This is a genomic window from Pseudomonas sp. DE0010 (genome assembly GCF_007680745.1).
GTDB lineage: Bacteria > Pseudomonadota > Gammaproteobacteria > Pseudomonadales > Pseudomonadaceae > Aquipseudomonas > Aquipseudomonas parafulva_B.
Genome location: NZ_VEJQ01000288.1, coordinates 1 through 239, shown reverse-complemented (window position 1 = coordinate 239; position 239 = coordinate 1). Strand labels below are relative to the sequence as shown.

The window sequence follows — 239 nt, the reverse complement described above, 5'->3', positions numbered from 1 at the left end:
GCGGCTCCGCCGCCGACGCCGGTGACACCGGCCCAGACGCCGACCCGTGACGTCCCCCAATCCGCCGCCGGTTGGGCCTGGCCGACGAAAGGTACGTTGATCAGTCGCTTCTCGGCCAGCAGCAGCCTGAACAAGGGAATAGACATCGCCGGCCAGGAAGGTCAGCCCGTGATGGCCGCCGCCGATGGCACCGTGGTCTATGCGGGAAATGGTCTACGGGGTTATGGTGAACTGGTTAT

At 65.7% G+C, this 239-nt stretch carries 1 protein-coding gene; it reads left to right on the top strand.

The window, feature by feature from the left end; genetic code table 11:
* Nucleotides 1–239, top strand: a 239-nt coding sequence (locus FS767_RS22570) for a peptidoglycan DD-metalloendopeptidase family protein (RefSeq protein WP_144968304.1), incomplete at both ends; no start/stop codon positions are given.